General features: G+C 63.0%; 21 protein-coding genes. 6 read left to right on the top strand and 15 right to left on the bottom strand.

Annotated features, from left to right (window positions below):
• A complete protein-coding gene (locus FM101_RS08610) occupies window positions 1-1,728 on the bottom strand; it encodes a carbon starvation CstA family protein (protein WP_086998374.1) in 1,728 nt (575 codons plus the stop codon).
• A 1,031-nt stretch (window positions 1,729-2,759) separates the two neighbouring features.
• Here FM101_RS08610 and FM101_RS08605 point away from each other — a divergent pair.
• Complete coding sequence (locus tag FM101_RS08605) at window positions 2,760-3,068, top strand: hypothetical protein (RefSeq protein ID WP_143269254.1); 309 nt, start codon at window positions 2,760-2,762, stop codon at window positions 3,066-3,068.
• Window positions 3,069-3,495: 427 nt separating this feature from the next.
• On the opposite strand, the gene FM101_RS08600 is transcribed toward FM101_RS08605, so the two are convergent.
• Window positions 3,496-4,443 carry an FAD-dependent monooxygenase gene (locus FM101_RS08600; RefSeq protein WP_342744376.1) on the bottom strand — a complete coding sequence of 316 codons (948 nt, stop codon included), beginning with the start codon at window positions 4,441-4,443 and terminating at the stop codon, window positions 3,496-3,498.
• 977 nt (window positions 4,444-5,420) lie between these two features.
• The gene (locus FM101_RS08595) at window positions 5,421-7,100 is read right to left on the bottom strand and encodes an APC family permease (protein ID WP_086998365.1); all 1,680 of its coding nucleotides are present in this window, start codon (window positions 7,098-7,100) and stop codon (window positions 5,421-5,423) included.
• Between the two features lie 178 nt (window positions 7,101-7,278).
• Here FM101_RS08595 and FM101_RS08590 point away from each other — a divergent pair, with 178 nt between their 5' ends.
• Window positions 7,279-7,827: a DinB family protein gene (locus tag FM101_RS08590; RefSeq protein WP_086998362.1), complete on the top strand. Its 549-nt coding sequence runs from the start codon at window positions 7,279-7,281 to the stop codon at window positions 7,825-7,827.
• 19 nt (window positions 7,828-7,846) lie between these two features.
• Here FM101_RS08590 and FM101_RS08585 read toward each other — a convergent pair whose 3' ends face one another.
• The 7 genes from FM101_RS08585 to FM101_RS08555 form a co-directional block, all read right to left on the bottom strand.
• Window positions 7,847-8,308 (bottom strand): NUDIX hydrolase, encoded by a 462-nt coding sequence (locus FM101_RS08585; protein ID WP_086998359.1) that lies wholly within the window; start codon window positions 8,306-8,308, stop codon window positions 7,847-7,849.
• Between the two features lie 46 nt (window positions 8,309-8,354).
• Window positions 8,355-10,106 carry a DEAD/DEAH box helicase gene (locus FM101_RS08580; RefSeq protein WP_428844153.1) on the bottom strand — a complete coding sequence of 584 codons (1,752 nt, stop codon included), beginning with the start codon at window positions 10,104-10,106 and terminating at the stop codon, window positions 8,355-8,357.
• A gap of 217 nt (window positions 10,107-10,323) precedes the next feature.
• Entirely contained in the window at window positions 10,324-10,635 is a 312-nt protein-coding gene (locus FM101_RS08575) for a DUF3039 domain-containing protein (RefSeq protein ID WP_086998353.1), read from the bottom strand.
• Between the two features lie 29 nt (window positions 10,636-10,664).
• Window positions 10,665-12,239, bottom strand: a complete 1,575-nt coding sequence (locus tag FM101_RS08570; RefSeq protein ID WP_086998350.1) for a transporter — start codon at window positions 12,237-12,239, stop codon at window positions 10,665-10,667.
• A complete protein-coding gene (locus tag FM101_RS08565; protein WP_086998347.1) occupies window positions 12,221-13,000 on the bottom strand; it encodes an ABC transporter ATP-binding protein in 780 nt (259 codons plus the stop codon). Before FM101_RS08565 ends, FM101_RS08570 begins: the two co-directional genes overlap by 19 nt.
• Before the next feature lie 109 nt (window positions 13,001-13,109).
• Complete coding sequence (locus FM101_RS08560) at window positions 13,110-14,066, bottom strand: tetratricopeptide repeat protein (RefSeq protein WP_086998344.1); 957 nt, start codon at window positions 14,064-14,066, stop codon at window positions 13,110-13,112.
• A gap of 60 nt (window positions 14,067-14,126) precedes the next feature.
• Window positions 14,127-15,818 carry a hypothetical protein gene (locus FM101_RS08555; RefSeq protein WP_086998341.1) on the bottom strand — a complete coding sequence of 564 codons (1,692 nt, stop codon included), beginning with the start codon at window positions 15,816-15,818 and terminating at the stop codon, window positions 14,127-14,129.
• 199 nt (window positions 15,819-16,017) lie between these two features.
• Here FM101_RS08555 and FM101_RS08550 point away from each other — a divergent pair, with 199 nt between their 5' ends.
• On the top strand, window positions 16,018-17,301 hold the full coding sequence (locus FM101_RS08550; protein ID WP_086998338.1) for an AI-2E family transporter: 1,284 nt from the start codon (window positions 16,018-16,020) through the stop codon (window positions 17,299-17,301).
• 62 nt (window positions 17,302-17,363) lie between these two features.
• On the opposite strand, the gene FM101_RS08545 is transcribed toward FM101_RS08550, so the two are convergent.
• Window positions 17,364-17,708, bottom strand: coding sequence for a hypothetical protein (locus FM101_RS08545; RefSeq protein WP_245806661.1), 345 nt, complete (start codon window positions 17,706-17,708; stop codon window positions 17,364-17,366).
• Window positions 17,709-17,781: 73 nt separating this feature from the next.
• On the opposite strand from FM101_RS08545, the gene nucS reads away from it, so the two are divergent.
• The 3 genes from nucS (at window position 17,782) to FM101_RS08530 (ending at window position 20,203) form a co-directional block, all read left to right on the top strand.
• The gene (gene nucS / locus FM101_RS08540) at window positions 17,782-18,477 is read left to right on the top strand and encodes an endonuclease NucS (RefSeq protein WP_086998720.1); all 696 of its coding nucleotides are present in this window, start codon (window positions 17,782-17,784) and stop codon (window positions 18,475-18,477) included.
• A 79-nt stretch (window positions 18,478-18,556) separates the two neighbouring features.
• Window positions 18,557-19,792, top strand: coding sequence for an N-acetylglucosamine-6-phosphate deacetylase (locus FM101_RS08535; RefSeq protein ID WP_086998336.1), 1,236 nt, complete (start codon window positions 18,557-18,559; stop codon window positions 19,790-19,792).
• Window positions 19,793-19,999: 207 nt separating this feature from the next.
• On the top strand, window positions 20,000-20,203 hold the full coding sequence (locus tag FM101_RS08530) for a cold-shock protein (protein WP_086998333.1): 204 nt from the start codon (window positions 20,000-20,002) through the stop codon (window positions 20,201-20,203).
• A 103-nt stretch (window positions 20,204-20,306) separates the two neighbouring features.
• Here the strand turns inward: FM101_RS08530 and FM101_RS08525 are convergent, their stop codons facing one another.
• From FM101_RS08525 to FM101_RS08510, 4 genes are read right to left on the bottom strand one after another with little or no spacing between them, the layout of a single operon-like run.
• Window positions 20,307-20,738 (bottom strand): DUF2550 domain-containing protein, encoded by a 432-nt coding sequence (locus tag FM101_RS08525; RefSeq protein WP_086998330.1) that lies wholly within the window; start codon window positions 20,736-20,738, stop codon window positions 20,307-20,309.
• Between the two features lie 7 nt (window positions 20,739-20,745).
• Window positions 20,746-21,030 (bottom strand): F0F1 ATP synthase subunit epsilon, encoded by a 285-nt coding sequence (locus tag FM101_RS08520; protein WP_086998327.1) that lies wholly within the window; start codon window positions 21,028-21,030, stop codon window positions 20,746-20,748.
• Window positions 21,031-21,032: 2 nt separating this feature from the next.
• Window positions 21,033-22,493: a F0F1 ATP synthase subunit beta gene (gene atpD, locus FM101_RS08515; RefSeq protein ID WP_086998324.1), complete on the bottom strand. Its 1,461-nt coding sequence runs from the start codon at window positions 22,491-22,493 to the stop codon at window positions 21,033-21,035.
• Between the two features lie 57 nt (window positions 22,494-22,550).
• Window positions 22,551-23,441: a F0F1 ATP synthase subunit gamma gene (locus FM101_RS08510; RefSeq protein WP_086998320.1), complete on the bottom strand. Its 891-nt coding sequence runs from the start codon at window positions 23,439-23,441 to the stop codon at window positions 22,551-22,553.
• Between the last annotated feature and the right edge of the window lie 61 nt (window positions 23,442-23,502).

Here is a 23,502-nt window from a genome sequence, read left to right as displayed (position 1 = left end):
TTAGAGGTCTTCCCTCGTCGCCGCCATCTCAGCATCGGCGCCCTCATGTTCGGGCACCATCGTCCTGGCGTTGCGCATGGCCAGGATCGCTTCGACGGCGACCCACACACTGGCCACGATGATGATGACGTCCAGTGCGAAGAGCATCCAGTCGGGGTTGGCCGGATCGGTGAAGCTACCCAGCTGTTCGATCGCGGCCCAGAAGGCCATGACGAAGATGATCACCAGCGGAATCAGTGCCGTGATGGGGTTGCGCCCCTTACGGATCAGAATGACCGCGATGATCGACAAACTGAGCGAGGCCATCAGCTGGTTCGTGGTTCCGAACAGTGGCCAGATGCGCAGTCCGCCTTCGCCCCCCAGACCCTGTGAGAACGTCAGTCCCAGACCGAGGACCACGACGATCAGGGTTGCCGGGATCTTGCCGATTTTCAGCTTGAATGCCTCACCTGCCTCTTGGACCACGAAGCGCAGTAGCCGCATTCCGGTATCCATGGTGGTCGCAGCGAAGAGCACTGCCATGGTCGCCAATACCGTGGCACTGAGCGAAGCCGGAAGGCCGATGCCGTTCTGCATCAGCGTTGCGCCACCTTCGACGAAGGCGTTGACCCCTGCCGCACCGAACTCGCTGTAGATCTCGTTCCATTCGGCAACGGACTTGAAGCCACCGATGACCGCGAGGATCGTACCCAGTGAGAGCAGCCCCTCACCGACGGCACCGAAGTACCCGACGAAACGGGCGTCCGTTTCCTTATCGAGCTGCTTCGAGGTCGTCCCGGAGGCGACCATGCCGTGGAAGCCCGAGATGGCGCCACAGGCGATGGTGACGAACAGCAACGGAATCATGCTCGGCGTTCCGTCGGGAACGTTCATGTTGATGGCTGGCGCCACAATGTCCGGGGGTGATGCGGAGAATAGCGTGGCAAGCAGGACCGAGCCGAACAGGAGGATCAAACCGACAAAGAGCTGGACGCCATTGATGTAGTCGCGCGGCTGCAGCAGAACCCATACCGGCAGCAGTGAAGCGATCGCCCCGTACACAAAGAGCGCCAGGATCCAGAAGGTGGCCGGGGACATGCCGAGCATGGATTCCGGCAGAACCACTGGCATCTTGTCCCCCACCACGATCAGTGCGTACAGGACGACGACGCCGACGACGGTGACGGGTAGCAGCGGCCAGCGCAGCCGGTAGACGGCCACGCCCACCAGCAGGGCAACGACGATGGCGCCCCAGACGGGGATGACAGCTCCCGGCGTGCTGATGAGCAGGTTCTTGATGACGACGGCGAAGGCCGCGATCACCATCAGCAGCACCAGGAAGATGACCACGAGGAACAGATTGGCTCCACGTTTGCCAATGTAGCGGGCGGACAAAGCCCCGATGGACCGTCCCTTATTGCGCGTCGAAGCCCATAGGGTGCCGAAATCGTGCATTCCCGCGAAGAAGACGGTGCCCAGAGTGACCCAGAGCAAGGCGGGAAGCCAGCCCCAAATCACAGCAATCGCTGGCCCGACGATGGGTGCGGCACCGGCGACCGAGGTGAAGTGGTGGCCCCACAGAATGAACTTATTGGTGGGCATGTAGTCCACGCCGTCTTTGAGTTCATGCGCAGGCGTCACGAAACTGATGTCGAGTTTATAGACCCTCTGCGCGAGGAACTTGGAGTAGACCAGATAGCCGGCCGCCATGACGGCCAAACCAATGATCATGAGTATCAGGGAACCCATGAAGTTCTCCCCTCCTTGGTGAGCTATCGCGGACACCTGGCGTTGAACAACCCGGCAGTGTCCGGTAGTGCGAGTGAACCGAGGCAGGTTTGCGACGGCGACCGACGTGACATCAGTCATATACCTGTCGACAATATCAGGGCCCCCGAGCGGCACGTCATGTTCTGAGGTGGCACCGTAATGATCAACTTCGCGCAGCCGGGCCGTCGATCACCCAACCCGTAAGACACTCGGACCAGCTCCAGCCGACGGTGATCTCGCGCTTCTTCATGTGCAGTATCTTCACGACGGGGACCCCTACGAGATCGATCAGGACGTATTGTCGATTTTCCATCCAAGCGCCACAAAGATCCGGGCCCCCTCCAGGCCATCTGACCATCACCGTCGATCGGGGCTTCGGCCCAGGCCACACGGCTTGGTCTGGCCAATATTTCCTGCCCGCGGTCGGCGCCGGGCCCCTCCACGATTGCGAACCCTTGGAAACCAATTCCACTGTTCATGACCACTAAATGCCCCACCATCACCTGGTCGATAGCGGTTCGGACCTGCATTTCCGGCAGCATCACCGAAACCGTAGTCTCCAGGGAGAGCAGGCCCGCGTCGATATCCATGCCGATGACAAGGGCAACACGTCCTTGGAGACCGGGTCGATGTTCTCTCGATCGATGCTGCGCCCCGTCCTGCCCGTTGAGTACGTACACCCCATAAGCGCCGAGCCATTCTGCCTCGACCGAGGAGGCTATGCGTTACGAGACAGCCGAAGCAAGCCTCATGAGCCTAGTCTTCCAGCCTTGTACCGAGCTCCTGCGGCTAGCGTCTTTGCTCAGCCACTGAACATGTCCAGCGAACGCGTTCAATGCGGTGGTTCCCAACGTCAAATACCTCAACGGAAAATCATGACGGCAGCGGAAGCACTCTTTCTCGAAAGCAGCTTCACGACAACCTCCGTGCGCAAAGTTGCCGAGCAGACAGGTTCTCCGGGATCCAGCGCCCAGACCTCGCAGCTCTTATGCACTTTGGAAGAACATGGCATGTCTACTTCCCCGGCGACCGAGTCCGCCGCAGCCATCTACTTCGCCTATCTGGGGGCACTCCTCGCATGGTCCGACGGCGCCTTGGTGGCCCACGGCCCTGCTCGCCCTGGTTCTGCCGTTGATGCAGCCATTTACCTCCGGCCACCGAAGTTCATTCGAAACTACCTGGACGGTGTCCGCTTCCCCCGGGACCGGCGGTGGGCGCTGGTTTTCATCAAGTTCCTCTCCGTGGCCGGCCTGATGGCGGAGATCCTCGTCCAGGGCATCACCTTCGCCGCGAACCTGGCCGTGGACCCTACTCCCTAGCTGTGGCCTCTGCACAACTTCGAGTCCGCTTGCTCAAACAGGAATTCTGGCTGAACCCCCTGGGCATCCTGGTCTTCACCCTGGCAGTCCCCCTCCTCTCCTCCAGGAGTTAGGCGGACGATCCCCCAGGTATCTCACCATGGTTGATTCGAAATAGAGCGTGTACGCTCGGTTCAACGGCACCCGACTTCCACGTGCCGTTTGGAGGTGACGCGCAATGTTTGGATCAATAGGCCAACCTGTTTCCGGCGCGAAGAACGATCAGACCGCCCATATCTTCCTGAAGTACCTACGGGACCAAAACCCCGACCACGTATCGACCCAACGTCGCAGAAAGCGGCAGCGGCAGCGCTTCTACAGCATGGTCAAGGGTTGGTTCACCGCTCACTGAGTTTTTACCGGAATCGGCTGAAAACTGCTTCCCTGCTCAGTGGTTCGGGTGGTTCAGCAGGCTCCGGCCAAAGCCCTGACCTGACCTGACCATTCGTTGCGCAGTCCGCAATCGCTGCTTCTCATACGTTTTGAGGACTTCGACGCCCCGTCGCCCCACCACACCGTGGTCAGTGAGCTCGCCCAGCGTCTCGGCATCACCCAGCCCGGTATCGAATCCGGCGCCGGTCATGGGTGAGGGCACATGCGCTGCGTCGCCGATGATCGCGATCCGTCCACGCGTCAGACGTCGGGGTACGTATTCGGCGATCGGTGTGGCGATAACCTGTCGCCGATGGACACTATGACGCACAATCTGGTCCCAGGGCGCCGGCCAATGCCCGGCACGGCGGTGGATGTCCTCGTATTTCGAGGCCGCGATTCCCTCGTTGACCAAGGAGTGCTGGGAGACGTTTTCCACCAGTGCACCGGATTCATGCAAGTAGTCGTCGCTGGTGGGGTCGTACCACTGCCAGAAATATCTCCGCGGTTCGCCGTTGGTCCTCGTTTCCCCCACGATCATCGCCCCGTCCCCGTGGGGCAGGGTGATCATATCCATGTGATTGTGGCCCTCGGCCCAGCCGGGCGCCGCTTCGTAGGGGGCTTTTCCGGTCCAGATCGTATAGCCAGCGTAGGTGGCGTCTGGATGGGACGGGTCCACGCTGCGCCGCACCATGCTGCGGTGCCCGTCAGCGCCCAAGAGAATATCTGCTCCGTGGACCTTGCCGCTGGCATCCTTGATCCATGCGGTTTCTGCGTCTTGCCCGATCTCCACTACTTCGCTCTCATAGTGGATCGATATCCCGGGTTCCGTGGCAGCGGCATCGGCCAGTCTGCGACGGACCGTTGCCCACCCCTCGGGCCCTGGGACACCTGACGAAGCGATAGAGGCAATCGTCGGCGCCGAAAACCCAGAACCGTCCCTCCGACGTATGGTTTCACCCATCCCAGCCCAGAGCCGGAGGCCAGTCCCACCGTTGCGTTCCTCCGCTGCCCGTTCAAAGACGTTCACTGCCAGTCCAGATCTGGCCAATGAAATGGATAGCGCCAAACCAGCCAGCGAGGCGCCGACAACGATGGCTGTCCCCCGCTCAGGAATCGGCCCAGAGAAAGTCTCTGCTCGAACCATGTTCCTCCCTCTACCGCCAGGGATGTCATCGAGCTGTCTAACGACAGCGATACGGCGAGAACGTCTGCTACGCCGCTGCGGGTTCAGTCATGAGGCCCACTACCCCGGACGGGCCATCCTATTACCTCCTCCGGTAGGGGCTTGGGCGAGTTCGCGACGGGCGTACCCGGGGCACGTTCGGCTGGACAATTCATATGTCCTGCCCTGAACCGCCCCAGTCGGCCAAGGCCTGTAACCTGTCTTCGATGGTGAAGTTTCGGCGAACCAACCCCGGTCCTCTCTCAGAATGTCCGATTCCTGGATATTGCGTTCTTCTTCTGTCCTCAGTGTGGATGCCAAGGCATCGAATGCGGCGGCTGCACGGGGATTGGCCACTGACCCCACGGCGCGGAATCTGAGGATAGGAACGTTGAACTCATGGGAAGTAAACTCGATTGAATTCCCGTCGCCGAATTCATCCCCGAGCCGCTGGCCCGAAACGGTGCCTGCCCGAGCGATGTGTCGGGCGAGGTCAGTACATATCCAGTCGAGATGCGAAGTCAGTGAGTCGTCTTAAGACTGCTCACAACCCTGAGACCGCTGATGCCTTCAGGCAGCATTTCGGCGGGTTCGCCGCCAACGGGCTCACAGATCCACAGCACGGTGTCCGCGTTGTCAGGAAACATGCGCACCATCTGGAGCTGTCCGGCCCGCTGGTTACTCGTGCCAAAAGGCTTTCGCGCTCCTCAGTAGGGGTGGGGCTTTTTCTTGCCCTTGCCGAGGCTTCATGCCTCGAAACCTCCAGCGGTGAGAACCTACTGGGTCTTATTGGTCGACTCCGCTTCGTCGCCTGCCCCGGGGTCCACCATATGGGTGCGCTCGACGTTGTCGACGACTTCTTGTGGTGACAAACGCCGCGTCACGGCCACCCAGAACACGATCGCCGTCAGAACCAGGGCTCCGAGCTCACCCCAGCCGAAGGTCAAGAGATCCAGCGACCCATCGCCGTAGTGACCGATCCAACTCAACAAGGCCAAGCCACCCATCCACAGGAGCATCCACCACCCGGACTTCATCTGCAGTGGCGGGATCTTGCTCCGGTCGCTAAAAGCGTAGTGCAGGCTCAGGACGATGTAGCCGATCGCCACCGCCAGGAACAGCTTCCAGTTCGTATCCCAGCCGGTCCAGTACACGATGAGGTTCGCACACAGGAACCCGAGGAACGGAAGCACATCTCCTCCGGGGAGCCGGTAGGGGCGGTCCTGATCCGGTAGTTGACGGCGCAAGGCCGCCACGGTGACCGGTCCACTGCCGAAGGACAGCACGGTGCCGGTGGTGATGAAGCCGACGAGCTTCGCCCAGGAAGGGAACGGGAGGAACATGAAGCAGGCGACCACGAACATCACCAAGAGCCCGACCCAAGGGACTCCCCGCTTACTCAGTTTTTGCAAAGCCGACGGGGCATTGCCGACCCGGGCTTGAGAATAGGAAAGACGGGGCGACAGGGCCGTGTAGATCAGGCCCGTATCGGCAGGAGAGACCACCGCATCAACATAGAGGATGATGCCGAGCCACATCGCACCCAGCACTATCGCAATCTCTGCCCAGGGGCCGGCATCGTTGGTGAACGAGAGACCCGCCCATCCGTTGGAAAGCATGCTGTCCGGCACGGCACCGATGAAGGCGATCTGCAGCAGCACGTAGATGATCCCGGTGATCACGATCGATCCGATCAAGGCAAAGGGCACGTTCTTTTGCGGATTCGTCGTCTCACCGGCGAACTCGACCCCCTGACGAAACCCCAGGTAGGAGAACACGATGCCGGCGGCAGGAAGCGCCGCGAAGATCGGGCCTACTCCTTGGGGCATGAAACCACCGAACCGCGCTTCGTGGAAGTGTCCCGGATGGAAGGCCAGGATGCCGAGCACGACGATAACCAGCAGAATGACGCCGAGTTTCCACCAGACCAAAACATTGTTGAACCGGGCGAAGAGTTTGACGCCAAACATGTTGATGACACAGAACACCGCCACCAAGACAACGCTCACGGCGATGCCCCCACCGGTCAGCACGAGGGTGCCATCCACGGTGTGCATCAGCCATGGCAGATAGCTGGAGGCATATTGCACCGCGGCCAAGACCTCGATCGGCACCGTTGCCACCACCGCCAGCCACGTGATCCAACCGCTGGTGTAGCTGGCGAAGGATCCGAATGAGTAGTGCGGGAACCGGATGACGCCCCCGGCGACCGGGAACATGACACCGAGATCGGCGTAGTTCAGGGCGACGATGATGATCATGACGGCCCCGAGGATCCACGAGATAATCGCAGCCGGGCCGACCAAGGACGCCGCCTCAAAAGCTCCGAACAACCATCCGGAGCCGATGATGGAGCCGACGCCGGTAAAGAGCAGCCCGATCTTGCCGATATCTGGTTTCAAACCCCGGTCCAGTTCGACCTTGACCTTGGTGGGGGGTGACGTTGGTGAAGACATCTTCGGCTTCTTCTGTAGAGCACAATAATCATCATGCGGCCACGTGGCTCGGTGATGCGGGTCACTTTTGCAGTATCTGCCTGTGAATTCCGGGTGTCAACAACAGCAATGCGGATCTTTCGGCTTTTTTGTGTTGCTCTTTCCTGGGTGGTTGCCGCGGTGCGTGTAGCGTCGGATGATGGACCCTCTCCCCTGCTCCACGGCCCCCGAACGCACCGATCCGCCCTTCGATGACAACGAGCGGCGGGCCCTTGAAGCGTGGCTGGAGTTCCATCGAGCGACCTTGCTGACCAAGTGCGTTGGTCTGAGCGCGGAACAGTTGGGCCAGCGAGCAGTACCGCCCTCGACTTTGAGCCTGCGTGGTCTGCTCCGCCACCTCACGGAGGTCGAGCGCTATTGGTTCGCCGACGTCTTCGCCGACCGCGATCCATCAGATCTCTACTGCACGGCAGAAAACCCGGATGGTGACCATCATGGGTTCGATCCGCTGGCGGCGACGGCGTCGGAGGAAGTCCGCCACGAAGTCTCCGTCTTGGACGAAGCCATCACGACCAGCCGCGAGATCGCGCGGGCCCATGAGTCCCTGGATGAGGTCTCGGTTCGTCGCCGGGATGGCGAAGCCGTGACGCTGCGCTGGATCTTCCTGCACCTCATCGAGGAATACGCCCGACATAACGGACACGCCGACCTGCTCCGCGAGTGCCTCGACGGGACCACCGGGGAATAGCAGCATCCGCCGCGTCGTCTCAAACCGTGTCGAAGCCGAACGTCGTCAGACTCGGCAGGCCCGCTGCTAGACGTTCCAGGACGTAGCGTTCGTGCGGAACCGTTGCATGAGGTAGGCCATCCAGCAGGAACCAGCCCAGATCGGCAGCTTTATCAGGTTCCATGAGCCGCGGTTCTCCGTGCCACAACTCGCAGCTGAAGAAGAAATCCACCCGTTGCCCGTCCAGAGCTGTTGCCCCGTTGGAGCGGTGCATCGTGGTCAGCGGGACCAGTTGCTCTGGATCAATAGTGATCCCCAGTTCCTCCTGGGCTTCGCGCACTGCCGCCAGGACGGCGGACTCCCCCGCTTCGAGATGACCGGCAGCGGCCGCCGCCCAGCAGCCGTCCATGTATCCGGTGCCTTGTCTCAATTGCAGCAAGACCTGATCGGCACGACGAAAAACGACATAGCTGGCGGGAACTAAACGAGGACGTTCAGACATCGATGCTGTTCTCCTGACCGTCGTGTCCGTGAAACCCTGGCGAGTCTCAGCGCTTGCCGACGAACCAGCCCTGCAGCTTATCCAGGCGCCGGGTGAGCTGATCCGCATTGGCTTGGGCGACAGCTGGTCCGCCACACACTTCGCGCAGTTTGTTATGCACTACCCCGTGTGGCGTCCCGGTGCGGGCGGCCCACGCGGAGACGTTCTTGGAGAGTTGGCTGCGTAGTTCGGTGAGTCGGCGGTGGTCGGTGACTGACTGTTCCTCAGCCGGGGCCGCGGGCGCCCCGTTATTGCGACCACGGCGGGTGACTTGTTCCTGCTGGCGTTGACGCAACAGTGCCCCCACCTGATCGGCGTCGAGCAAACCGGGGATGCCCAGGAAGTCCTGTTCATCTTCGGAACCGAGCATGGCCCCTGTTCCGAATTCACCGCCGTCGTAGAGGACCCGGTCAAAGGATGCGCGGGAGTCCAGGGCCTCGAACTTCTGCTTATTCAGTTCATCGGAGGCCTTCTCCTCGCGGTTGGCCTCGTCCATGAGATCTTCCTCGGGGATGAAATCCGGGTCGTCCACATGCTTCTCGGGCCGATCGAGTGCATGGTCCCGCTCGAGTTCCATTTGGTTCGCCAACGCCATCAGGATCGGCACGGACGGCAGGAACATCGAGGCGACTTCACCGCGTTTACGCGAACGCACATAACGTCCAACGGCCTGGGCGAAGAACAGCGGCGTCGAGGTCGAGGTGGCGTAGACGCCGACGGCCAAGCGTGGAACGTCAACCCCCTCGGAGACCATCCGCACCGCCACCATCCAGCGGTCGTTGCTTTCGGTGAAGGCCTCGATCTTGGAGGACGCCTTCGCATCGTCGGAGAGGATCGTGGTGACCTTCTCTCCGGTGATCTTCTTCAGTTGGGCAGCATAGGCCTTGGCGTCGGCATGGTCCGTGGCAATGACGAGGCCGCCTGCATCGGGAACGGTATGCCTCACTTCGGTCAACCGGCGGTCCGCGGCAGCGAGGACCGAAGGAATCCATTCGCCGTCGGGGTTCAATGCCGTCCGCCACGCGTGGGCAGTGATGTCCTTGGTGAAGCCCTCCCCGAGTTGGGCTTCCATTTCCTCCCCCGCCGAAGTGCGCCAGCGCATCTGGCCGGAATAGGCCATGAAAATGACGGGTCGCACGACGTGGTCCTTCAACGCGTCGCCATAGCCGTAGGTGTAGTCGGCCTTGGAACGACGGATGCCCTCGGCGTCCTCGATGTATTCCACGAAGGGGATGGCCGCTGTATCGGAGCGGAAGGGAGTCCCGGTCAGGGCCAGGCGACGGGTCGCCGGTTCGAAGGCTTCACGAATACCGTCGCCCCAGCTCAGGGCGTCACCGCCATGGTGGATCTCATCGAGGATGACCAGGGTGCGGGCGGCTTCGGTCTTGGCCCGGTGCAGCAACGGCTTGCTGGCCACCTGGGCGTACGTGACGGCCACGCCGATGAAATCGGCTCCGTGGCGCCCGTCTGCGTTCTTGAAGTTCGGGTCCAGCGCCAAGCCGATTCGTGCTGCGGCATCGGCCCACTGGCTCTTGAGGTGCTCGGTCGGGGCGACGACGGTGATCCGGTTGATGGTTCCCGCCTCGACCAGCATCGCGGCAACACGAAGGGCAAAGGTCGTCTTGCCGGCGCCGGGGGTCGCCACGGCGAGGAAGTCCTGACGTTTGCTTTCGAAGTACTTCTCCAACGCTTCGGCCTGCCACTGACGTAGCTTCGTTGCCGTTCCCCACGCCGCACGTTCCGGATATGCCGGTGGCATGGACTCGCCCAGACTGAACAGGGCATCGCCCACAGCCAACCTCCTCAAATACTCGGTGGCAGGAAAAATCGGCCGCGAACGGCCGGAAAGAAAAAACAATCTTATGGCGGTCGGCACACGGCCCGTTCCACCGACACGGGACGACACCTGATCGGTACGTCACCTTGCCCTGCCGCCGCCCGCCCTGGAGCAGGAGCGGCCCTCTACCAGCGGAGGCCTATTTCTTGTCGTCCTTGCCGCCGCCATCCTTCGGGGAACGGATGCCTTCGTAGACTTCCTTGCACTCCGGGCAGACAGGAAATTTATTCGGGTCCCGTCCCGGAACCCAGACCTTGCCGCACAACGCGATCACTGGTTCGCCGGTCAACGCCGACTCCATGATCTTTTCCTTACGCACATAGTGAGCAAAACGCTCACTATCACCAGGCTCGATGTGTTCGCGCAGCTCTTCACGCTCAATGGTCGCGGTGCCGCCGCCCTGGCCAGGGTCGTTGGGGTCGTTTTCAAACGGATCTGCAGGCATCGTCATGCCCCCCAGTCTACCAACTCCCCACGTCCCTAACGGTTCAGTACGGTGGCCTGCATCAGTTCCGGGGTCCTGGAATCGAACCAGCGTCCGCCGATCCGCAGTCCCGCAACCAGCATCAGGGCCCCGAGAACGACGCCGGCGATCAGCACGAGCCAGGCGTAGAGCTCCTGCCCGGTGACCAGGAAGACGATATGCAGAATGATTTCGGGCAGCATCAGGACGATCGTGGACCCGAACGTCGCCAGCTGAGTGACGGCCATGCGGGCCCCGGTACCCGGGGGCGTCTTCATCGGGTTGTCCCCGGGCAGCGGGACCGCATAGGTGTAGCGGGCCGAGGCGATGCTCGAGACCGCCCAGCCGGTTCCCAGGGCCCCGAGCGAGAGCCCGAGGATGGCAGGCAGCAGTGCCGTTTCCCCCAGCAACGCCGCCGGCAGGATCGCGGCCAGCAGAACGATCGGCACGGCGAAGACCGCCGAGGCGGCCACCCGTCCCAGCCGATCGTCGAATCCGCGCAGTCCGGTGAGCACGTGCAGCGAGAACGCGGTGTTGTCATAGGAGATATCCGCCGAGATGCTGAAGGCCAGCAGCACGGCGATGATGGGGGCCAAGTACAGCATGGCCGTGTAATTGCCACCCTGTGAGGACCAGAACCAGATCAGTATCGGGACCAGCGGAACGAAGATGATGCTCATCGCGTAGCGGGGGTCCTTCATCCAGTAGGTCAGGCACCGTGAGGCCACCGCACCCCATGGGGTGGCCGGGAACAACCGGAAGGCGACGCCCAGGCCGGAAACGGCGCGGCTCCCGCCCGACTGCTGGGGCGGGGTTTCCAGGGCCCGGGCGAGCACCGTCTTCCACGCCCAGATGATCGCCACCAGATAGGCCAGCGAAAGCACCAGCCTGGCGGCCGCCAGACCCCAGGCCCCGATGGCCATGTCCCCCGGGACGGCGGCGAAGGCGCCCAGCGGCGTCCAGGCCAGTACCGCCGAGATATCGGGCAGCCAGCCCAGGCCCGCTTCGAGCCCTTCTGTCGCCGTCTGGAGGATGGGCCCGAGCATGATCAGCGGCACGAACAGCAGGATCATCCCCAGTTCACGGAACCGCCGGTTCGACGTCAGCGCCGTGGCTGCGGTGACGGCCAGCCGGGAGACGGCCAAGGCATTGAGCGCCGCCAGGATGCCGCAGAGGATGCCGACCAGCGCCAGTCCTGCATTGGCCCGCCAGGCCAGTCCCTGACCGGCGAAGAGCAGCAGCATCACCAGCCCTGGGACACCGATGAAACCGCTCAGCAGCAGGCCGATCACCAGTTGCCGCGGCGGGATGGGGTAGACCGAGAACCGTGAGGGATCCAGCGTCAGATCCACTCCCGAGAGCAGTACCGGGATAATTGCCCAGCCCAGGGTGATCAGCGAGACGGCCAGCACGACGACGGTGGTGATCAATTCGGCGGGTTGGTCGCCCAGGGCGAACATCCCCACGCAGAGCAGCACCGCCAGCCCGAGGCCGTAGATCCCCCCGATGATGACGCCCACGAGCTGCCACGGGCTGCGTTTGAAACCGTTGCGCAGCAGCGCCAGCTTCAGCTTCAGGAGGTGTGCAACCACGAGAGCCCTCCTCCTTCGGCCCGGCCACCGACCATGTTCACGAAGGTGTCCTCGAGGCTTCCCTCACCGCGGACCTCGTCCACGGTTCCGGCGGCGAGCAGGTTGCCGTCGGAAATGATCGCGACATGGGAGCACATGCGCTGGACCAGGTCCATTACATGGCTGGAGACCACAACTGTTCCTCCGTGGCCCACATAGTCGGCGAGGATGTCCCGAATATTCGCCGCCGATACCGGATCGACGGCCTCGAAGGGTTCGTCAAGGACCAGCACTCGCGGTGAATGAATCAGGGCGGTGGCGAGGGCAATCTTTTTGGTCATGCCCGCGGAGTAGTCCACGACAAGTTTCCCGCCGGCGTCGGACAGGTCCAGGACCCGCAACAGGTCATCGGTTCGTTCGTCCACGGTGGCGGCATCCATACCGCGCAACAGACCGGCATAGGTCACCAGCTGGCGTCCACTGAGCCGGTCAAAGAGCCGAACCCCGTCCGCCAGAACACCGAGCAGTGATTTGGCACGGCGCGTCTCCTTCCAGACGTCCACCCCATGGACCCATGCCTGTCCGGCATCGGGGCGGAGCATCCCCGTGGCCATGGAGAGCGCGGTCGTCTTGCCGGCGCCGTTGGGGCCGACGAGTCCATAGAAGGAGCCTGAGGGCACATCCAGACTGATCCCGTTGACGGCGATCTTCTGGCCGTAACGCTTGCCCAGGCCACGCAGGCTGATGGCGGGGGCCGTCGACGGGTTGAGTTCGGAGTTCATGCTCCGAACCTAACAGTGGGCCCCTGCCGCGGGCATCATCCTCATGGCTGAATCACCCCGTCAGCCTTCAGGGGTAGATCCCGCCGAGCCGCGCCGCGGGAGGCTATTGCTAGAACAGGACGCGCGCCAGCTTTTGTCGTGACTTCACGACACGCTCGTCCTGGGCTCCGACCACTGCATACAGCGAAACCAGCCGGGCACGGACTCGCTCACGGTCTTCCCCTGCTGTGCGCCCCACCAAGGAAACGAGCCGGGCGAAAGCATCTTCGACATGGCCTCCCAGGACATCCAGATCGGCGACGGCTAGCTGTTCGTCGATGCCTTCGGGGTTGTCAGCTGCTGCTTTACGAGCCGAATCGAGGTCGGAGAAGGCTGTGCGCTGGAGTAGCTCGACATGCTGCAGTCCGGTCTGGGCATCGTCGTCGTTGGGTTTCTCGGCCAATGCCTTACGGTAGGCGGCAATGGCCCCGGCATAGTCTCCGGCGTCGATGGCGTCCATCGCCTCTTGGTGCAGGGGCGGAACCGGCTGCTCCGCCTGGGGCGCACCGAAGGGCGGCACCGTCCCGGTGACGCCGTGCTGGACCCCGAGTTGGAGGAGTTCTTGCAGCAGTGAAGCAATCTGCTCGGGGGCCGCGTCGCCTTGGAACAGCGGAACGGGCTGGCCATTGAGCAAGGCCACCACGGCAGGGACCTGCTGGACCCTGAAGGCTTGCGCAATTGCCGGTTCCCGGTCGGTGTCCACCAACGCCAGGACCAGTCGGCCGGCATAGCCGTCGATGAGGTCGCGCAGTGTCGCGTCCAACTTCGCCGAGGCCGGGGAAGCACCGGTGCCCAGCGAGACGACAACGGGCGCCGTGTTGGAGACTTGGACCAGTTGGGTGAATTCCTGCTGGTTCACCGAGGCGGCCCACGTCGCCCCCTCTGCGGCGGGCGGTGGCGGCCCGCCCGGCGCTGCCGGGGCGTGCTCAGCGCCCGGTACCTGGGCGGCCTGCGGGTTCTGGGCGCCGAGTCCCGAGAGATCAACGGCGCCGCGGCTGGAAGCTGCTGCTGGTTCGGTATTGCTCATGCCCCTACCTTATGGTCTGCCTCGTTCGGGTGCCCAATGGGCTGCCGTGGACCACGAGGACTACTTCACCTTGGAAGACACCAAGGCCGACTCCCCCGCAATGAGGCGGATCTTGTCCTTGCTGTCCTTCCCGGGGATATAGAAGACCACGGGCTCGGCGGACGTGGTCACCACACCCTTTTTGGTGGTCTTGGCGTCGGCGAGCTTGGCGCTGGCGTCATCCAATTTCACGGTGCCTCCCTCTTCCTTCGGGGTGGCCGTCATGGTGCTCGTCAATTGACCGCTGACCAGCGCGCCGCCGTTGGGAGTGGATAGCACCTCGAGGGACTTCGCGTCGACAGCATGTTCGTACTTGATCTTGGCGTTCTTATTTTCCTTGATCTCCTTGGCCTGTCCCTTCTGGGTGGCCGTGATGAAGGCGCTCTCCGCGAACTGGCTCTTCTTCTTGGACTTCGCATCACCCAGGAAGGTCGCGAGATCCTTGGCAGCCGTCGCCGGAGGCGACATGAGCGATCCGTCCTTGACGCCCAAGGTACGCACCGAGGTATCGCCCACGGCCAACCCCGGGAACTCCGAACCGGGGAGCATGGAGACCTCATTGATGAGTTTGTAGTTCGCGCGGGGATCATCCTGCTTGAGCACCAGAACCCGCGGGATCTTCGCGTCCTTGGCCTGCGTCACGATCATCGCGGTACGCGGCCACTTGGTCGTGGTGGTCACCGCTGCCGAACGGATCGGCGCCGCAGCCACGGTGCCCGGTGCGGGGATCTTCAATCCGTCGCTTCGCTGGGAATAATTGGTTTTGCGCAACGACAGGGCATCCCCGCCGACACGGGCCGTCAGCTTCTTGGCATCGCGTGCCTTATCCCCGCTGGAGACGGTATCCGAGATGGATTCCAGAATACGGTCAAGCTGGTCTTCCTGCAGCACGGCGTAGGACCCCGCGCCTTCCTGGTCCTGCGCCACACTGGATTCGGAAGGAGAGTCCGAGGCACTGTTGGTGGCAGCGGAAGCCGGCCCCGCGGGAATCAGGACCAATGCTGCCGCAGCAACGACCGTAGCCGTGCGCTGGAGCGTCGATGAGCCGGTTCCTGAGCCTGCGGTCGGGGCCGTCGAACCGCCGCCGGTGGAGCCTGAGCCCTCCGGGCCTTGTCCTCGCCCACGGCGTCCGACCAGAACGGTGGCCAGGCCGAAGAGGACCAGCAGGGAACCGACGATGATCAGCGGGATCGAGAACGGTGCGGTGGCGTCGTTCTCCCAAGAAACGGTGATTTCGGTGGGAGCGGCCTTCGTCCCGTCAGCGGCCAGCAAGAGCGACCAATCGCCCTCATCCGGCTCGGTCCAGCGGTGGACCATATGCGAATCAGCGGATTCGGAAGCGACCCAGAGGTCCGAGTTCTTAGGGTTCGGGACCTTGGCCTCTCCCTTGGAATGCTCGGCCGTCAGGGACATGGCTTCACTATCGATACCCGAAATGGTGTTATGGGCTGCCTTGCCGACCCAGGCGTCGACGTCGGAACTACGCCCCAGTGCCGCGGTGAACTCACCGTCGGCTTCGATCGTGACATCAACTGGACGGTCCTCGATTTCCGCGGCACCGGGCTCGACCACGGTCAGCGGAGCATCCTTCAGTTCGGTCTGCACAGTCGCCGTCACGGTCTCGGGCGGTGCCCAGAAGGTCCGCTGCCCGATCCCCACCACCAGGGCCAGGGCGCCCAATAATATGGAGATCGCAGCAATGAAGATTCGCACGTAATTACACCTAACAAAAATGGGGGTCGATGATCGGCCTCGGTTGTGGTCGGGCACAGTTGCAGCCTGACCGCACTCCAATGATAACGAATCGGTTACCCCAGCGGTTCCCACCTGTGTTCCGGAGCACGTGATGTGTTAGTCCCCCGGAGGGGAAACACCCGCTGAGTGGCGGCCGGAAGGTAGGCTCAAGCTCGTGATGAAGGAGAGCAACGCCACCCCGGAAGACGGCGAATCCACCCTCGGCACCGACGACGGTGTACCGGATGGTCCGCGCGCCGAGAGCATCGCTTCCCAGCAGCCCCCCGGCTCGGGGACCGCTGCCGCCGAAACACGGCCGCCGTCGTTCCTGAGTCGTTTGCTGCGCTTCCTGAAGATCACCACTGCGGATTCGAACCGCCCTCCATCGGATCACGGCGACGGCCCTGAACCCGCGATCGGCGTCCCGGGGGTCCGCCATCCGGTCTTTACCGGGTTCATGTTCAGTGTCGGCGTCGGATTGGCGCTGCTGCTCTACTTCATCCTGACCAACGTCGGCTCGTTGCTGGTCTGGATCGCGATCGCGCTGTTCATCGCTCTGGGCTTGGATCCGATTGTCAGGTATCTGGAACGCCACCGGGTCCCCCGCCCGGTAGGCGTGCTCGCGGCCATGCTGTTGCTGGCCGTCATTTTCGGTGGAGCGGTGGGCATCCTCATCCCCACGATCGTCAAGCAGACCACCGCCTTCGTCGAGAAGGCCCCGGATATCGTCGACAGCTTCCTGAACTCCGATTTCTTCACCACCGTCGATGAACAGTTCCAGGTCCGCGAACGGATCACCGAAGAAGTCGATAAGTTCTTCCAGAACACCGATGCCCTGGGAGGGGTCTTCGGCGGGGTCATCGGGGTGGGCAGCGTCGTAGCCCAAGGACTGTTCGGTACGCTGATCGTGCTGGTACTGGCCATCTATATCCTGGCGGCACTGCCCGGGCTCAAGTCCTGGTTCTATCGGTTGGCCCCGCGCTCCAAACGCGAACGCGTGGAACTGCTCTCCGAGCAGATCTCCAACAGCGTCGGTAACTACGTGATGGGTCAGGCCATTGTTGCCTTGCTCAACGCCCTCTACGCCTTCATCATCATGTCGATCGTCGGCGTCCCCTATTCGCTGCTCCTGGCGCTGGTCGTCGTCGTCCTGGCCTTCATCCCCCTGGTCGGGGCCGTCATTGCCGGGATCCTGGTGTCACTGATCGCCCTGACGGTGGGCTGGGAGACGGCGGTGGTCTATGCCATCTTCTACTTCGGCTACCTGCAGTTCGAGGCCTACTTCATCTCACCCCGGGTCATGCAACGCACCGTCGCGGTTCCCGGTGCCGTCGCCGTCATCGCCGTCATCGCCGGGGGGACGCTGATGGGCATCGTCGGCGCCCTGATGGCCATCCCGCTGGCGGCTTCCGCGATACTACTGATCCGCGAGGTCTTCATGGCCCGGCAGGAACGGCGCTAGTCCCCCGCACGCCCCGCTTCTCCGCACGCCCTGCCGAATCGCCTCCGAATGAGGGGCCTCCTTTAGTAGCGGAAGCTGCGGCCGCTCCAGCATTTCAGGTGCCAGTGGCGCCGCGAAGCTGCCGAAGCCTCCTCGCCGCTCCAATGGTCCGCCCGCCAGGCGACAATATGCTCAATCCCCGGATCAATCGTGCGATGGCACCCCGGGCAGGTGTAGTTCTTACCGGCCCGGGCGGCCGAAATACGCCGCACATGCCATTGGCCATCCGGTGCGCTCTGCAACGACGGAATCGACAGGCCCGGGCCCTTGAAGCCCTCGTTCTCCCCGTCCCGACGCTGATCGGCGTGCGCCCATTTATTGGGGCGGGCCTGACGCTGGGGACGGCGCGAGCGGTTGGAACGGGGCATGTTCGTGATCGTATCGCTTTCTATCGCTCCTCCGGGAATGCCAGCTACCGGATCGGACGGTAGAGTGCTGGATGTGCGTTTAGTGATAGCTCGTTGCTCAGTCGATTACCTGGGCCGTCTGCGTGCCCATCTGCCGTTGGCGACCCGCCTGCTCATGGTCAAGGCCGACGGCTCCGTCCTCATCCACTCGGACGGCGGCTCCTATAAGCCGTTGAACTGGATGAGCCCACCGGCGACCATGCATATCGCCCCGGCCGACGAGGATGCCGCAGCCGAGGGCGTCGTGGAGACCTGGCGTGTCCAACACTCCAAGGTCGACGACCACCTGGTGATCAGGATCCACGAGGTCCTGCACGATTCCAGCCATGACCTCGGTACCGATCCCGGCCTGATCAAGGATGGCGTCGAAGCCGACCTGCAGCGGCTGCTGGCCGAACAGATCCATACCGTGGGCGAGGGATTCAAGCTCGTACGCCGCGAATACATGACAGCGATCGGGCCGGTGGATATCCTCGCCCGTGATGCCGAGGGCTCGACCGTGGCGATCGAGCTCAAACGCCGTGGCGATATCGATGGCGTCGAACAGCTCACCCGTTATCTGGAACTGATGAACCGGGATCCGCTGCTGGCACCGGTACGCGGGATCTTCGCGGCACAGCAGATCAAACCCCAGGCACGCACCCTGGCCACGGACCGCGGAATCGAATGCCTGACCCTGGATTACGACGCCATGCGTGGGGTCGATGACAGCGCTTCCCGGCTGTTCTGAGTCCCCGACTCCAGCGGAGTCCAGCTTCACCCGCGGCCCCCATCTAGGTCGCCCGCCGGGCAGAAACTATGCTGGGGGCATGACTTCAACCGAAGAACCCACCCGGCTGTCACTGCGCGGCCGTGCCGTCACCGGAGGTAGCATCCTGGACGACGCCGTGATCGCCTTCGAAGGCGACCGCATCGTCTTTGTCGGCACCGCCGAGGAATTCGCCCACTGGCCGGACTCCTCCTCCCATCCCGATGTGCAGTTGCCCTCCGGGGCGACGATCCTGCCCGGGCTCGTCGATGTCCATTGCCACGGGGCCGCGGGCGGAGACTTCCCCAGCGGTGACGCCGAAGCCGCAGCGCGATCCATCAACTTTCTGCACGCCTCCGGGACGACGACGTTGCTCGCCTCCTTGGTGACCGCCACCCGGGCCGATATGCTCTCCGCCGCAACAGTGCTGGCCGATTTCGCCGAACGCGAGGTCATCGCCGGAATCCACGCCGAGGGCCCGTTCCTCTCCACCGTCCGCTGTGGAGCCCAGGACCCCTCACTACTCTCTGCTCCCGACCCTGCCTTCGTCGACGAACTGGTCGCCGCCGCGAGGGGCCAGCTGCGCACCATGACCTACGCTCCAGAGCTCGCCGGCTCCGACGCCTTGGTGGAGCAGCTCGTTTCCCACGGAGTCCTTCCTTCACTCGGGCATACCAACGCCGACGCGGCCACGGTCACCGCATCCCTCGACGTGGCCGTCGAGGAACTCTCCTCGGCCGGCTTCGATGGCTATACCGAACGCGCCACCGTGACCCACCTGTTCAACGGGATGCCCCCGATGCACCACCGCTCCCCCGGCCCGGTAGCCGCCTGCCTCGAGGCTGCTGCCGCTGGCAAGGCCGTCGTCGAGCTGATCGCCGATGGCGTGCATCTGGACCCGGCGATCGTCCGGGCGATGTTCGTGCTGCTGGGCCCCGAAGCCATCGTGTTGGTCACCGATTCCATGGCCGCTACCGGCCTGCCCGACGGGCAGTACACCCTGGGCCCGCAGGACGTCGTGGTCTCCGATGGCGCCGCCCGGTTGGCCGAAGGAAACTCCCTCGCCGGTGGCACCGCCACCATGTTGGATGTGGTCCGCAGCGCCGTCGAGGGCGGTGTGCCCCTCGAGCAGGCGGTGCTTTCAGCGACCTCGGTACCCGCCGAATTGGTGGGTCTCACCGATGAGGTCGGCGCCCTGGGCATCGGCTTCAGCGCCGACGCCGTGATCGTGGATCGCCATTTCCGGCTCCTGAAGGTCTACCGCGATGGGGTCGAACTGGCTCCGAATCGTGGGTAATCCCCGGCCACATGGGCTTTTGTCGTTGAATACCTCACATTGATGTGTGATGATCAACTCAGTCTTTGTGTTGGTCATATACATGCCCGCAAAGCAGGTTGCGGGTGTGAAGCACCGCCGGCCCCGTCGGCGTCTTCTCACTTCGGTACCGTCCGGACGCGGCAAGACGCCGTGTGCGGTTAGTTTCACATCAATGAGGAGATATACATGGCGCAGGGCACCGTGAAGTGGTTCAACGCTGAGAAGGGCTTCGGCTTCATCACGCCGGACGAGGCTGACGGCGATGTGTTCGTCCACTACTCGGAAATCCAGAGCAACGGTTTCCGCACGCTGGAGGAAAACCAGCGGGTCGAGTTCGAGATCGGCCAGGGTGCCAAGGGCCCCCAGGCCACGGGAGTCACAGGAATCTAGAGGGCCGCCCGGCCACCGGCCGGTCAGCCAGCCGAAATAAGAATGGCGCGCACCCCGTACTCACGGGATGCGCGCCATTCTTCGGTCCGGGGTGTGAGCAGGATCAGCGCCAGGTGCCGACACCGGCCACCGGGCCGGCTTCGATCCAGCTGCGGAGGCCCGTATAGGAGCCATAGTCCATGGCCAGGAGGATCGGTACGCCTTCCGCGGTCAGGTCAACAACGACTGCCCCCGGCTGGATACGGATTCGTTCCTCGCCTTCGGATTCCCGCCACCCGATGAGTTCCAGCGATGTCCTGGCATACCGGTACAGGGGCACCGGTGTGACCGAAAATAGCCGAAGAAATTCCAGATCGGTCCCCGTATAACGACAAACCCCCATCATCCACTTCCCTGAAGACGTGGAGATGGAGGCGTCGAAGGTACCCAGGGCACGCCGCAATTGATGGCGACGCAACCCCATGGCACCCAACATCATCAAGAACAACAGCAAGGCAACAGCCAGAATGATGACGGGAATGCCGATGTCTTTCAAGGGCGGACTATCGGTTTCCTACCGTGGCGGTATCGTCGAGCTGCGCATTGTCAGCCACGATAACAACCCGGTCCTTGTCGACCGAGAAGAAACCGCCGTCGGCCTGGACCGTGAACCGCTCACCATTTGAGGGCACGATGGCCAGCTCGCCTGCCGCGAGAACCGCCAGGACCGGGCTATGCCCGGGCATGACGCCGATCTCGCCATCGCTGGTGCGTGCCTTGACCAGGGACGCTGCCCCGGACCACACGAAGTGGTCCGCGGCAACGATTTCGACTTCGAGTTCGGCCATGGCTACTTGCTCTTGCCCTGGATCTCGGCCCACTGGCGCTCGACGTCGTCCAGACCGCCGATGTTGAAGAACGCCTGTTCGGCAATGTGGTCCAGGTCGCCGTCGCAGATGGCCTTGAAGCCCTCGATGGTGTCCTTGATCGACACCGTCGAGCCGTCAACGCCGGTGAACTGCTTGGCGGTGTAGGTGTTCTGCGACAGGAACTGCTGGATACGACGGGCCCGCGAGACGACGATCTTGTCTTCTTCGGAGAGTTCGTCGACACCCAGGATCGCGATGATGTCCTGGAGTTCCTTGTTCTTCTGCAGGATCGACTTGACCCGAACTGCGGTGTCGTAGTGCTCCTGGCCCACGTACTGGGGGTCCAGGATGCGCGAGGTCGACGTCAGCGGATCAATGGCCGGGTACAGGCCACGGGAGGCGATTTCACGGGAGAGTTCCGTGGTCGCATCCAAGTGCGCGAAGGTCGTGGCAGGTGCCGGGTCGGTGTAGTCATCCGCGGGCACGTAGATGGCCTGCATCGAGGTGATGGAGTGGCCCTTCGTGGAGGTGATGCGCTCCTGGAGGGTACCCATCTCATCCGCCAGGTTGGGCTGGTAGCCCACGGCCGAGGGCATGCGGCCCAACAGGGTCGACACCTCGGAACCTGCCTGCGTGAAGCGGTAGATGTTATCGATGAACAGCAGCACGTCCTGGTTCTGCACATCGCGGAAGTACTCCGCCATGGTCAGAGCCGACAGGGCCACGCGCAGACGGGTTCCCGGGGGCTCATCCATCTGGCCGAAGACCAAGGCGGTGTCCTTCAGGACCCCCGATTCTTCCATTTCAACCCAGAGGTCGTTGCCCTCACGGGTCCGCTCGCCAACACCGGCGAAGACCGAGGTACCACCGAAGTTCCGGGCCACACGGGTGATCATTTCCTGGATCAGCACGGTCTTGCCGACACCGGCACCACCGAACAGGCCGATCTTGCCGCCCTGAATGTAGGGGGTGAGCAAGTCAATGGACTTGATACCGGTTTCGAGGATCTCCGTGGAGGCTTCCAGGGTCGCGAAGGCCGGCGCCCCGCGGTGGATGGGCCAGCGTTCGGTGATCTCCAGCTCGGACGCAGGAACGTCGAGCGGTTCACCGAGCACGTTGAAGATGTGTCCCTTGACGACGTCGCCGACAGGCACGGAAATCGAGGCGCCGGTGTCCTGGACGACGGCACCGCGGACGAGTCCGTCGGTGGCCTGCAGCGAAATCGCGCGGACCAGGTCGTCGCCAAGGTACTGGCTGGTTTCGAAGGTGACCGTATGGGTCTCGCCGTTAAGCGTGATATCTGCGGTCAGGGCGTTGTACAGGGAGGGAAGGGCATCGGCCGGGAATTCGACGTCGACGACCGGGCCAGTGACGCGCGCGATGCGCCCGGTTGCACCCGGGGCTGCGGCGGCGGTTCCCTGCTCGTTTAGTTGGGCAGTCATCTCTCTCACTTCGCTTGTATCTCTAGAGCGTGGGGGTAAATGGTGATCGGCCGGCTGCTACGCGCTGAGCGCGTCGGCGCCTGCCACGATTTCCGACAGTTCCTGGGTGATCTCGGCCTGACGGGCGTTGTTCCGAAGTCGCGTGTACTTCTTGATCAACTCGTTGGCGTTGTCCCCGGCTGCCTTCATCGCGCGCTGGCGGGCTGCCAGTTCCGATGCGGCCGCCTGCAGCATGGCTGCAAAGATGCGGGATTCGATGTAGCGCGGCAGGAGTGCGTCCAGAACCTGTTCCGGTTCCGGCTCGTACTCGTACAGCGGCAGCAGATCGCTCTCGTGTCGCACTTCTTCCTCCACGACTTCCAAGGGCAGTAGACGGATGACCGTCGGCTCCTGGAGGACCATGGACTTGAACTGCGTGAAAACGACGTGGATTTCCTCCACACCGCCTTCCTCGTACGGCGTATTGAAGGCCTCCAACAGCGCCTCGCCGATCTCCTGAGCGGTTTCGAACTTCGGAGCGTCGGTATCCCCGGTCCACACCCGTGTGTATTCACGGTTGCGGAAGTCGAAGTATGCCTGGGCCTTGCGGCCGACGACGTAGGTGCTGATTTCCTTACCTTCGCCATGCAGCAGCTCGATCAACGATTCTGCCTGCTTGATCGCACTGACCGAATAGGCACCGGCCAAGCCGCGATCGGAGGTCATCACCAACACGGCCGAGCGGCGGACCTGCTCCGGCTCAGTGGTCAGCGGGTGTTCGACCTCGGACTGGGACGCGACGGCAGAAACGGCACGGGTGATCGCACGGGCGTAGGGCATTGAAGCCGAAACACGGCTGCGTGCCTTGCCGATGCGGGAAGTGGCGATCAGTTCCATCGCCTTGAAGATCTTGCCCATCGACGAGGTCGAGGCAATCTTCTGGCGGTAGACCCGAATCTGGGCTCCCATGTTTATCCTTTCCTAGTCCGTGGTGGTGGTGCCCCCGCCCCCGGGGGGGGGGCCCCCCACA

Origin of the sequence: Arthrobacter rhombi (assembly GCF_900163545.1) — a bacterium.
In the GTDB taxonomy this organism is placed as follows: Bacteria; Actinomycetota; Actinomycetes; order Actinomycetales; family Micrococcaceae; genus Arthrobacter_H; species Arthrobacter_H rhombi_A.
Note: the sequence above shows the minus strand (reverse complement) of the source record. Positions and strands in the feature narration are given on the sequence as shown.

Excerpts from the sequence above, each read along its gene's own strand:
- FM101_RS08610 (WP_086998374.1), bottom strand. The coding sequence starts at position 1,728 with ATGGGTTCCCTGATACTCATGATCATTGGTTTGGCCGTCATGGCGGCC.
- FM101_RS08560 (WP_086998344.1), bottom strand. The coding sequence starts at position 14,066 with ATGAGCAATACCGAACCAGCAGCAGCTTCCAGCCGCGGCGCCGTTGAT.
- FM101_RS08565 (WP_086998347.1), bottom strand. The coding sequence starts at position 13,000 with ATGAACTCCGAACTCAACCCGTCGACGGCCCCCGCCATCAGCCTGCGT.
- FM101_RS08590 (WP_086998362.1), top strand. The coding sequence starts at position 7,279 with ATGGACCCTCTCCCCTGCTCCACGGCCCCCGAACGCACCGATCCGCCC.
- FM101_RS08600 (WP_342744376.1), bottom strand. The coding sequence starts at position 4,443 with ATGGGTGAAACCATACGTCGGAGGGACGGTTCTGGGTTTTCGGCGCCG.
- FM101_RS08595 (WP_086998365.1), bottom strand. The coding sequence starts at position 7,100 with ATGTCTTCACCAACGTCACCCCCCACCAAGGTCAAGGTCGAACTGGAC.
- FM101_RS08580 (WP_428844153.1), bottom strand. The coding sequence starts at position 10,106 with ATGCCACCGGCATATCCGGAACGTGCGGCGTGGGGAACGGCAACGAAG.
- atpD (WP_086998324.1), bottom strand. The coding sequence starts at position 22,493 with ATGACTGCCCAACTAAACGAGCAGGGAACCGCCGCCGCAGCCCCGGGT.
- FM101_RS08575 (WP_086998353.1), bottom strand. The coding sequence starts at position 10,635 with ATGACGATGCCTGCAGATCCGTTTGAAAACGACCCCAACGACCCTGGC.
- FM101_RS08545 (WP_245806661.1), bottom strand. The coding sequence starts at position 17,708 with ATGCCCCGTTCCAACCGCTCGCGCCGTCCCCAGCGTCAGGCCCGCCCC.
- FM101_RS08520 (WP_086998327.1), bottom strand. The coding sequence starts at position 21,030 with ATGGCCGAACTCGAAGTCGAAATCGTTGCCGCGGACCACTTCGTGTGG.
- FM101_RS08585 (WP_086998359.1), bottom strand. The coding sequence starts at position 8,308 with ATGTCTGAACGTCCTCGTTTAGTTCCCGCCAGCTATGTCGTTTTTCGT.
- FM101_RS08550 (WP_086998338.1), top strand. The coding sequence starts at position 16,018 with ATGAAGGAGAGCAACGCCACCCCGGAAGACGGCGAATCCACCCTCGGC.
- FM101_RS08530 (WP_086998333.1), top strand. The coding sequence starts at position 20,000 with ATGGCGCAGGGCACCGTGAAGTGGTTCAACGCTGAGAAGGGCTTCGGC.
- FM101_RS08605 (WP_143269254.1), top strand. The coding sequence starts at position 2,760 with ATGTCTACTTCCCCGGCGACCGAGTCCGCCGCAGCCATCTACTTCGCC.
- FM101_RS08535 (WP_086998336.1), top strand. The coding sequence starts at position 18,557 with ATGACTTCAACCGAAGAACCCACCCGGCTGTCACTGCGCGGCCGTGCC.
- FM101_RS08510 (WP_086998320.1), bottom strand. The coding sequence starts at position 23,441 with ATGGGAGCCCAGATTCGGGTCTACCGCCAGAAGATTGCCTCGACCTCG.